The following is a 9,385-nucleotide window of genomic DNA, read 5'->3' as shown; positions in this document are numbered from 1 at the left end:
ATACGAGCCGTACCTGCCCGTGCTGCGGCCATACTTCGGCCGACAACCGCAAGACGCAGGCGCTATTCGCATGCGTACGCTGTGGGCATACTGCGTACGCCGACCGCGTCGGCGCGATCAATGTTTTAGAGCGCGGACAGCGCTTGTTAGCCTGTGGAGAGGCGGTGCAGTCAGGCCACTCGAAGAAGCAGGAACCCGCCGAAGCAACTACGCAGTTCAGCGCGTAGCGCCGTAGGAATCCCTCCTTTAGGGCGGGGAGGATGTCAAGCTGCTGAGGCCGCGCTCAGGGGCGCGCAACGTGCGGAGGAACCGGCATGACACGCATCTATGTCCCCCGCGATTCCGCGGCGCTCGCGCTCGCCGGTGCGATCGCTGACGAAGCCGCCCGCCGCGGCATCCCGATCGAACTGGTCCGCAACGGTTCACGCGGGCTGTTGTGGCTCGAACCGCTCATCGAAGTGGCCACGCCTGAAGGGCGGATCGGCTACGCGAATGTTGAAGAAACTGACGTCGGCTCGCTGTTCGACGCAGGTTTCATCGAAGGCGGAGAACACGCGCGGCGCGTGGGCGTGGTCGACGAGATCCCGTATCTGAAGCAGCAGCAGCGTCTGACGCTCGCGCGCATCGGCATCACCGATCCGCTGTCTTGAGGCCGTAGCCGGTCGGCGAGTGGCACACGCGCGCGCAGGGTGCGGTCGGCGCCCACAAGACCTCGATGTTGCAGGATCTCGAAGCCAACCGTCCGATGGAGATCGACCCGCTGCTCACCGTCGTCCAGGAAATGGGCCGGCTGGTCGGCGAGGCAACGCCGACGATCAATACGGTGCTGGCATTGATCGAGCTGCGCGAGCGCATTGCGCAGCAAGCGCCGGTTCAGGCTGCTTCTTCATCTTCGGAAGGCGCGGGCCGGACGGAGAGGGTCCCGCGCGCGACATAGGCGCGGCTGGCGCGCCTATCATGGGCGGGTCCGTGCGCCTGCGGAAGTGCGCACGGACCCGCCGTGGATGCACCCGTCGCTCAAAATCGAATCGGAAACGGCGCGGTCCTCGCGCTCCTTCAGTAAATCGCTGAGCGCAAGCACAACGGATTTCGTAGCCAGCCTTAGATCCTCGATCGCCACCCGTTCGTCCGCGCGACGCCCGTTTGCCTCGAGCAGCGTGCGTGGTTCCGCGGCGTGGATCACGGTCGGCACACCGGCTTCGCAGTACAGGCGAGCATCGGTATAGAGCGGCACGCCTTCGGCCGGAATCTCCGTCCGGAGCGTGACGAGCGCCGCCGCCTGCAATGCGCCGACGAGCCGCTCCGCGCCGGGCAACTGCCGCATCGGCAAGGCGGTCAGCACCTCGCGGAATTCGACGCTGATACCCGGTAGCCCGGCGACGGCGCGCCGCACGACGTCCTCCACGCGTTCGTGCGGCAGCCGCGTCTTCCTCCGGCGTCACGCGCCGATCGAGCCGCAGCGTCACCAGGTCGGGCACGACGTTGGTATTGATGCCGCCTTCGATCAGCCCCACTAGGAGCGTACGGTGCTCGATCCCCGTCGTCGCCGAGCGAATCGCGGCCAGTTCCGCGCGATGCGCATAGAGCGCCTGCAACACCGCCGTGGCCGCCTCGAGCGCTTCGTGTCCGGTGTCGGGGCGAGCGGCGTGCCCGGACTTGCCGCGCACGGTGACTTCGAGATGAACGCAACCGTTGTGAGCGGTCGTGATCGCAAATTAGAAGCCGCCGCTTTCCTCGGCCGAACGGTGTCGTGTACGCGCCGTCCTCGTTCGCCATTTTCAGGATCTGGGCACAGGTCGGCACGTCGTCGTCCATGCCGGCTTCGTCGAGTCCCATGCCGACCGTCACGCCGTATTTCGTAAACACGTTCAACGGTGCGACGTCGCTGCGCAAACGCAGGTTCGAACTGCAGTCGGGGGATGAACAAGGTACGCGTTTATGCGCTGCAGAGCATAAGGCCGATGGACGGTCATTCTCGCCGAATCGAAAGGGCGGCTCTGACAGGGCACTATGAAAGGCTAATGAGCGGGATGCAAAACCCGCATACTCGAGAATTCGGCGACCCCGGAAGAGCTGGGGTCGCATCGCAGGCTGCGGGGCCATTCAGCTTACCGTCGACAACTCGTCGGACGTGTCATCGGCAGATCAGCCTGGACAGCGGGTTCGGGAAAGAGTAGCACTCTCGTCCCGCCGTCCGGTTTGGCCTATTGCGTTGCGGTGAGCTTCAATCCGGGACGCAACGGCGGCGAGCTCCCGTGCTGCCCCTTGCGCTCATCGGACACTTGCTCAATGCCCTTTTTTAACACCTCTTCGCAGAAGGCGATGCGCGTGCGGTAGTAATCTGCATGCATCTGGGCGTCGAGGACACGCTGCTCGGCCTGAAATAGCTCCATGCGCAGGTCGTTCAGCGCACGCTCCGCCTGCTTTTCGGGAGCAGGGGTGTGATGTGAAGCCCAGCGGGTCAACCATCGCAGCATGATGAAGCCCTCCGTCGTGTGCCATGTCGAAACAGGCTTCACGCGTTGTCGTACAACGCTCCGTTTCGATCACCCACGAAGTCAGGCTATCAAAATCCCGGCCGCATCTGTGTGACTTTCCGCACCTGCTGCGAAAACGACGCATCGCAGATTTCATGGACCAGCTTTGAGCTGCTTGTCCCGCCGGGTTCAGTACGATCGCCGACGACGCATCAGCCCCGTCAGTTCGGATCGGGACGCAATCGCAGCGGGACTCCGCCACCGTTGCCATTTCCCGACCATCCTGGGGTTCGCTCTATCTTGCACGTTCGGATGAGCCAACGCGTGGCTCCGGCCGTCAGGTGGCGATGATGATATCCGGTGATATTTCTCTGCCTCGCCGCAAAGAACCGTGTGTTCGGCTCGAGCAGGGAATGGATGATCAAGACGATGGCGCTCTCGCCAGGCCGACCGAAGTTGGAAAGTATGCGGTGCAGGCCATCTTCGGAAAAGCAATCCCCGGCCTCCGGTTAGCCCACTTCGCCGCGCTACGCGCGATGCGCCCTCGAACAAATGTGTGCTGCCTGCCCGACGTGCCCTCCCGTTTCGCTTCCAAAGACGTTACCCGCTTCGGTGTTGCGGCCTGCGCGCAACGTGGGGCAAGCACTGAAGTCTGTGAGCCGGTACCGTCGACCGTACCGCCGCAAAGCAGCGGCGGCGCCTGTATCAGTCGCATTGCTGCACCTATCGCCCCACTTGGTGGACCTCAACACCCATCAACGCACGAACATGCGCGGCCGTGCTGGTGGCCAGGCCGTCCAGACTGTAGCCCCCCTCGAGAATCGAGACGATGCGCCCCTCGCACGTCGCATCGGCAATACGCATCAGCTCACTGGTAATCCAGTGGAAATCGTCGTCCTCGAGGTTCAAGCCTGCGAGCGGATCCAGGCGGTGCGCGTCGAAGCCGGCCGAAATGACGATGAGTTGGGGGTTGAAGTGGCGTATCGCCGGCAACATGCCGGCTTCTATCCGAGCACGGAAGAGCGCCGAATCACAGCCACAGGGCAACGTGACATTGACGATGTTGTGGTTCACGCCGGTCTCGGATGGGGCGCCCGTGCCGGGATAGAAAGGCGACTGGTGGCTGGAAGCGTAAAACAGCTCCGGCCGGTCGAAAAAGGCTGCCTGGGTACCGTTGCCATGATGGACGTCGAAGTCGACGACCGCGACGCGCTCCAGCTTGTGTACTTCATAAGCGTAGGCTGCAGCGATCGCAGCCTGATTGAAAATGCAAAAACCCGTTGCCCTGGCTGGCTCGGCGTGGTGACCACACGGGCGGGTGGCACAAAATACGTTGCGTGCTTGCACATTCATCACCGCGTCGACGCCAGCACAAGCCGCTCCGACGCAGCGCATCACGGCTTCCCACGAGCCCGGCGACATCACCGTGTCGCCGGCATCGAGCGGCATATAGCCATGCTGCGGGGCGATGTCCGCGACCTCATCGACAAAGCCGCGGTCGTGGATCAATTGCACCTGGTCGAGTGTGCCCATCGGCGCATCGCGCCATTCCAACGACGAGAATTCCGGCGACCGCAACGCGCGCAGTACGGCGTTCAGACGTTCCGGCGACTCCGGATGGCTAGGGCCGGGGCGATGCTCCAGACACGCAGCATGGGAATAAACAAGGGTAGTCGTCATTTGCTGATGCGCGGCACAACCCGCAGCCTCCTTATAAGAGAATGGTCAACGGCATCAGGAGCCCGCACGGCTTGGGTTTCCAGCCGGTTGCCACGGGCGTCCACAGACGAAAGTGACGGCTTGCAACGCTTAATCGCGAGGTGACGAAAACAACCTTGCCACAAATTGCCGCTCAGGATCCCGAAACGGTCGGTCACGTTGCTCCGAAATACACGGGTACGCTTACGCCTGGCAGGACATCGCCTGACCTATCAAGCGCTCTTTGGCGGTGGCGCCTGCGCAGTTGCTTTTTACGTCAAGCAACGCATCCGCGTGGTTGCAGACCATCGCAGCGAAGTAGTTGATCGACATCTTGAACAGGCCCACCGCTGCGCGCATGGCCGCCCGCGGATAAGTCAGGCACGCGCGCACTTGCTCGCTGCGGCTTTCGCCATACAGGCACCACTCACAGAAGTGCTCGCAGTTATTGGTCAGGAGCCTGTATCGATTCTCGCCAAGGCGCGAGCGCGCCCGTTCTGCAACTTGCCGGTCGGCGAAACCTGGACGATCGCCCGGCTCGATCCAGACTTCGCGCCCTGCGGCGAAGCATGCAATCGTCACTTCCTCGACAGGGCCACGATGCAAAGACCGGGCAAGTCCGGCGTAGTGCACTACGTTGCCCTTGCCGACATAGATGCCATGGTGACTGTATGCGCGGCGAGGTGTCACGAGATGTGCGCCGAGAGCCGGTTCCCTTCCAACTCCGAGATGCCACTGCACCTGCATCGCCGCAGGAGTGCAAGACGCGATAGTGGCATGTCCCATGATTCGACTCCCAACTGTTGACTGCACGAGCCAAGCATAGGACCGGACGTATATTCACGATAGTTAAACATTGTTTTGCATACCATAGTGTTTTCGTTATGGATAACCGCATGGCTCGCGCAACCCAGTTTTTTCCACGGCTGGAGATGGAGCCGGATGGGGCGACTCCATGCGCAGTGAGCCACGAATGCGGGCATCAGCTGACCGCTCGCGCTCGCCACCTGACGGCCTACTACGCTTCACAACTTGTTGGATCGGACCGTCCCGCTCGCGAAATTCCAATAGCCTCGACCCACAGCCGTCATTCGATCAAGCGCGGTACGTTGTCCCGCGCCACTTCAACGTCACTCGGCGAATAGCCCAGTTGCTTCAGGCTCGCGTCGATGTGCTCAACGAGGTCGGCGCGGAAGTCGAGCTTGATCATGAGCAGCCACTTTCTGATCGGACAAGGATTTCTAGGCCAACTGAAAATACGAACCCGTCAAGCGGTCTACTTTTCGGGCCCAAGCGACAGGCAGGTAACGTTGAGCGTTTTTACCTCTTCGTACCGGAGCACGAAGACGTCGCCCGCGAAGCTTTCTCGCGATCAGACCGCTGCTTGACGACCTTTGCCAGATAGTTCGCTTGTGGTTTCTCGCAGAAGAAGTCGTCAGATTCCAAGTGTTCTTATTGCGCGCGCGGAAGGGGAGGCGGCATTCTTCTCGGCAATCTCGTTCGATTCAACGCGACACGGGTCTCGTTCTCGTGCAATTAGGGGCGATCGCGATCGTTATTGTCGGACGTGTCGGCGCAGAGATGCCCAGCGCAGGGGACACACGCGCCGAGGCGATCGCTCACGAAATCGTCCTTAAAAAACCACCAGTCGCGTCGCGGTCACCTGGTACTTGCTTTCGCCTCCCGTAACAGCTCACCGTTCCCATCTGTTATAAGGTCCAGCAACGCAACTAACCGTCTTGCCCAACCTCATCACCCACAAAGCTCAAAACCAAGCTTACAAAGGGTCGGGGGGCCTTGCGTGCACATGCGCACCCAAATCCGCAGTCTCTCCAGGCAGTCGCAGTCGGCGGCCATGCGAGTTCTGGTAGATTTGGAAGCGAGAAACAGCAGCTCAAAAGTTCGCCGTTGAATTCACGAGGTGTGTCATGGACGTGCTTGATTTCGCCCCAGGCGTGTCGTCAGATGGAGGCTAAACCGCACATCGATCGCAACTGCAAATCTGTCCGTCGAAGCGGGTCAACCTCATCCGGTTGTCCGAACGGATTGGTGTGCTATCACACGCGAGGCACTTGAAGTGCATTTCTGGTTCGTTCGATTTCGGTTAGCTGCCAAGCGATGGCGGGACGACTACGTGCGTATGTCTAAGCGAGGGAAGTTGGTTCCTGCAGTGGTCGTCCGCAACGAGCAAATACTCGCAGATTTCAAACAGTTCTCGAAGCTTGTCGAAGCCGGTACGTATCACAGGATGCAATTCGTCGAGTGGCTCCGCGAGCGGTTCAAGGACATGGCCCCTCAGTCCTAGCACAGTCGTCTGACCTGTAGATTGGTCGGACGACATACCTCCCGGAGAACTCATTTATCGCGGGGTAATGATCCTACAGCCCCGGTTAATAGGCTACACGGCATGTGCGAGTTCCTCGTAGGGGCGCTGGACGGACATCGAATGCTGATCGACCAAAATCCGCCGTGGCTGAGTGTGCCTAGTCGCTCAGGGGAACTGTGTGAGGTGGACATCCAAGATCCGCCATGAAGAGCGCCCTGAATTTCAACTACGAACGGCCGCTTCTGTTCGAGTACGGCCGAGCGCGACGGGTGATCGTCAGTTCGATTCCGGCCGTTGATATGCGCGGCTGACATGACCGGCGTAATTTCCGGCCGGGGTTGATCAGTAAGCGCCGAACAGACGATCGAGTGCGGCCAGAACCCGGCTCTGTTCGGGTTTGAGCGTTCCGGTCGCAGGACCTAGCTCACTGGTTCTGATCGCGCCGAGGAATGGCGTTTCCAGTATGAACTTTTCGCCACCGATCTCGACGATCGGCGCCAAATCCTGTGCGACCTTACCGGATGTGTAATTGCCGGCCACGCGTGTGAGCGGAATGACGACCCGCGACATCAGACTGCCTAGATGATCGCTCTGCACATCGAGGAGGTACGGTGATTTCGCCCTGGACCTCGATGAAGGGTTGTTGTACAGATCAAAACGGGCCATCAGAACATCCGGTGTTCGTCGAGCGGCAAGCCGTCGTGCTCAATGCGAGCGTTCAGCTCGGCAATGAAGCCCGCGTGCTGGGCCGCCCACGCGCGCGCCTCGGCCTCATGAACTTCCTCACGCAGGCCGCGTTCGCTTGCACGCGAGATGTTAACATCCAACTGTTTCGCGCGGTCGAGCAGGTCGGTTGGCAAAGACACGTTGGTGGGCTTACGCGTAGCTTTCCGTGCCGGTTGAGACAGGGGCGGTTCGCCAGCCTGCAGAATTTGTGCGGAAATCATGCGCGACTCCTATGTGCATAAACATGCGCATGATTATTGCACATCCGCGCGCAGGCGAGATGGCGGTCGAAATAACCTGGTGCCATCCCAGCATACAACTTTACATAACATAATTTGCCCCCAATTATTTAATGTTTCAGTCGCTGGGATTGTGGCCACCTATACACACCTAACGATGAAAAGAGTATGATGTAGCACAGTTGTGACACATTTGGAGATTCCTATGTCCACTACCACTCTCCGGTTGCCGCCGGACCTACGCGAGCGGGTTTCGAAGCTTGCCGAAGAATCGGGCACAACGGCGCACGGCTTCATGTTAGAGGCAATTATTGAGCGAGTCGCCAGTGAAGAGCTGCGGCACGAGTTTCTCAAGGAAGGAAACGACCGTCTGGCAAACATGCTGGAGAATGGCCGCGGAGTTGAGTGGGCTGATATGCGCGACTATTTGAGCGAAAAAGCTGCAGGGCGAGACCCGGGAATACCGAAGGTCAAGCGATGGCGCGAATAGTTCTGGCACCTGAAGTCCGCGAAGATTTCGACCGGATTTTTGACTTTCTTTTTGAATACGCGCCGGAGAGCGCCGCAAAACGCATTGATGATATCGTTCGTGCGCTAGACATCCTCCAGTCAAGTCCGCAGATTGGACGACCTGTTAGAGGCGCCAGCGCAATGCGTGAACTGGTCATCTCAAATGGAGCGCATGGCTATCTTGCGTTGTATCGCTTCATAGCCGAGTTGGACGTTGTACTGGTGGCTGCCATCCGCAGCCAGAGGGAGTTGAGGTATCAGCGCACCGGCCGCTGATGGACGGGGGGAAATCCCGCGTCAGCTGCCATGCCTTCGTTGAACGGCGCGTTTTCGCCAGTGGCTATAGCGCAGTAGGAAGTGGTATTTGACATAATGTTATTTATCACATTCAGAGGTGTAGAGGCTAAGTTGTAATGTCCGCTTGTAGCCAAGTTCAGATGTCCGCTTCCAGGCGGCATAAGCTTACCCGGCGTCGATCCTCCGGCGCCGGAGGCTGCGATGGCTGCAACGGACAGGATCACCATGACGATGCGTGAGCTGGACAGGTTCAAGGTCATTCAGGCCGTGGCGGACGATCTGCTCAAACCGTGGCGCGCTGCACAGCGGCTCGGCCTGACGACGCGACAGATACGACGGCTGGTCGCGCGCCTGCGTGAAGATGGCCCGGCGGGTCTGGTGTCCGGCCGATGCGCGAAGCCGAGCAACAACCGGCTCGATGCCGGCACCGCGGTTCGCGCGCTGGCGATCATTCGCGAGCGCTATGCCGATTTTGGCCCGACGCTGGCGTGCGAGAAGCTGCGTGAATGCCATGGGCTGCGGCTGGCCAGGGAAACCGTCAGGCGACTCATGACCGATGCCGGCCTGTGGATTCCGAGGCGTCAGCGGCCGCCGAAGATCCATCAGTTGCGCAGTCGTCGGGCCTGCGTGGGCGAGCTGGTGCAGATCGACGGCAGCGATCACCGGTGGTTCGAGGAACGGGCGCCGGCGTGCACGCTGCTGGTATACGTCGACGATGCGACCAGCCGGCTGATGGCGCTGCATTTCACGGCCACCGAGTCGACCTTCAGTTACTTCGAGGCGACCCGGGGGTATCTGGAACAGCATGGCAAGCCGGTGGCGTTCTATAGCGACAAGGCGAGCGTGTTCCGCTCGACGCAGATGGCGACGAGCGGCGGCAAAGGCGTGACGCACTTCGGCCGGGCGATGTTCGAGCTGAACATTGATGGGCTGTGTGCGAATTCGAGTCAGGCCAAGGGCCGCGTCGAGCGCGCGAACCTGACGCTGCAGGACCGGCTTGTGAAGGAGTTGCGGCTGCGGGGCATCGACACGCAGGCAGCGGCCAATGCCTATGCGCCGCGCTTCATCGCCGACTACAACACGCGCTTTGGCAAGGCGCCCAGGAGCGTGTT

At 60.6% G+C, this 9,385-nt stretch carries 11 protein-coding genes and 3 pseudogenes; 6 read left to right on the top strand and 8 right to left on the bottom strand.

All coding sequences use genetic code 11. From position 1 onward, the window contains the following. From P3T21_RS37860 to P3T21_RS37850, 3 genes and pseudogenes are all read left to right on the top strand, one after another. Positions 1-227 (top strand): zinc ribbon domain-containing protein (locus tag P3T21_RS37860; RefSeq protein WP_429260965.1); only part of this gene is annotated, 227 nt, incomplete at its 5' end. 87 nt (positions 228-314) lie between these two features. Then, positions 315-647, top strand: a pseudogene (locus tag P3T21_RS37855) (formate dehydrogenase); the annotation flags it as partial. 41 nt (positions 648-688) lie between these two features. After that, positions 689-937, top strand: a pseudogene (locus P3T21_RS37850) (ketopantoate reductase C-terminal domain-containing protein); the annotation flags it as partial. Between the two features lie 18 nt (positions 938-955). Here the strand turns inward: P3T21_RS37850 and P3T21_RS37845 are convergent. The 8 genes and pseudogenes from P3T21_RS37845 to P3T21_RS37810 all read right to left on the bottom strand — a co-directional run bounded on the left by P3T21_RS37845 (position 956) and on the right by P3T21_RS37810 (position 7,448). Beyond that, entirely contained in the window at positions 956-1,393 is a 438-nt protein-coding gene (locus P3T21_RS37845) for a hypothetical protein (protein WP_429260966.1), read from the bottom strand. 76 nt (positions 1,394-1,469) lie between these two features. Beyond that, positions 1,470-1,667, bottom strand: a pseudogene (locus P3T21_RS37840) (peptidase dimerization domain-containing protein); the annotation flags it as partial. Positions 1,668-2,204: 537 nt separating this feature from the next. Then, positions 2,205-2,519: a hypothetical protein gene (locus P3T21_RS37835; protein WP_429260964.1), complete on the bottom strand. Its 315-nt coding sequence runs from the start codon at positions 2,517-2,519 to the stop codon at positions 2,205-2,207. A 681-nt stretch (positions 2,520-3,200) separates the two neighbouring features. Continuing rightward, on the bottom strand, positions 3,201-4,157 hold the full coding sequence (locus tag P3T21_RS37830) for a histone deacetylase family protein (protein WP_429260963.1): 957 nt from the start codon (positions 4,155-4,157) through the stop codon (positions 3,201-3,203). A gap of 222 nt (positions 4,158-4,379) precedes the next feature. Further along, positions 4,380-4,961 carry a lecithin retinol acyltransferase family protein gene (locus P3T21_RS37825; protein ID WP_429260962.1) on the bottom strand — a complete coding sequence of 194 codons (582 nt, stop codon included), beginning with the start codon at positions 4,959-4,961 and terminating at the stop codon, positions 4,380-4,382. Between the two features lie 301 nt (positions 4,962-5,262). Next, entirely contained in the window at positions 5,263-5,385 is a 123-nt protein-coding gene (locus tag P3T21_RS37820) for a hypothetical protein (RefSeq protein WP_429260961.1), read from the bottom strand. Positions 5,386-6,843: 1,458 nt separating this feature from the next. After that, on the bottom strand, positions 6,844-7,167 hold the full coding sequence (locus P3T21_RS37815; RefSeq protein WP_429260960.1) for a CcdB family protein: 324 nt from the start codon (positions 7,165-7,167) through the stop codon (positions 6,844-6,846). Continuing rightward, positions 7,167-7,448 carry a type II toxin-antitoxin system CcdA family antitoxin gene (locus P3T21_RS37810; RefSeq protein ID WP_429260959.1) on the bottom strand — a complete coding sequence of 94 codons (282 nt, stop codon included), beginning with the start codon at positions 7,446-7,448 and terminating at the stop codon, positions 7,167-7,169. The genes P3T21_RS37815 and P3T21_RS37810 overlap by 1 nt, the downstream gene beginning before the upstream one ends. Before the next feature lie 223 nt (positions 7,449-7,671). Between P3T21_RS37810 and P3T21_RS37805 the strand changes: the two genes are divergently transcribed. From P3T21_RS37805 to P3T21_RS37795, 3 genes are all read left to right on the top strand, one after another. Further along, complete coding sequence (locus tag P3T21_RS37805; protein ID WP_429260958.1) at positions 7,672-7,956, top strand: CopG family ribbon-helix-helix protein; 285 nt, start codon at positions 7,672-7,674, stop codon at positions 7,954-7,956. After that, a complete protein-coding gene (locus tag P3T21_RS37800) occupies positions 7,944-8,252 on the top strand; it encodes a type II toxin-antitoxin system RelE/ParE family toxin (RefSeq protein WP_266261048.1) in 309 nt (102 codons plus the stop codon). Before P3T21_RS37805 ends, P3T21_RS37800 begins: the two co-directional genes overlap by 13 nt. A 222-nt stretch (positions 8,253-8,474) precedes the next feature. Then, on the top strand, positions 8,475-9,385 hold a 911-nt coding region (locus P3T21_RS37795), incomplete at its 3' end, for an ISNCY family transposase (protein ID WP_429260957.1).

The organism is Paraburkholderia sp. GAS334, assembly GCF_050436625.1.
GTDB lineage: Bacteria > Pseudomonadota > Gammaproteobacteria > Burkholderiales > Burkholderiaceae > Paraburkholderia.
This window is presented reverse-complemented; position numbering and strand designations above follow the sequence as displayed.

What these genes read in the sequence shown, in the direction of transcription:
- P3T21_RS37825 (WP_429260962.1), bottom strand. Translation starts at nt 4,961, where the DNA reads ATGGGACATGCCACTATCGCGTCTTGCACTCCTGCGGCGATGCAGGTG.
- P3T21_RS37805 (WP_429260958.1), top strand. Translation starts at nt 7,672, where the DNA reads ATGTCCACTACCACTCTCCGGTTGCCGCCGGACCTACGCGAGCGGGTT.
- P3T21_RS37815 (WP_429260960.1), bottom strand. Translation starts at nt 7,167, where the DNA reads ATGGCCCGTTTTGATCTGTACAACAACCCTTCATCGAGGTCCAGGGCG.
- P3T21_RS37830 (WP_429260963.1), bottom strand. Translation starts at nt 4,157, where the DNA reads ATGACGACTACCCTTGTTTATTCCCATGCTGCGTGTCTGGAGCATCGC.
- P3T21_RS37820 (WP_429260961.1), bottom strand. Translation starts at nt 5,385, where the DNA reads ATGATCAAGCTCGACTTCCGCGCCGACCTCGTTGAGCACATCGACGCG.
- P3T21_RS37800 (WP_266261048.1), top strand. Translation starts at nt 7,944, where the DNA reads ATGGCGCGAATAGTTCTGGCACCTGAAGTCCGCGAAGATTTCGACCGG.
- P3T21_RS37810 (WP_429260959.1), bottom strand. Translation starts at nt 7,448, where the DNA reads ATGATTTCCGCACAAATTCTGCAGGCTGGCGAACCGCCCCTGTCTCAA.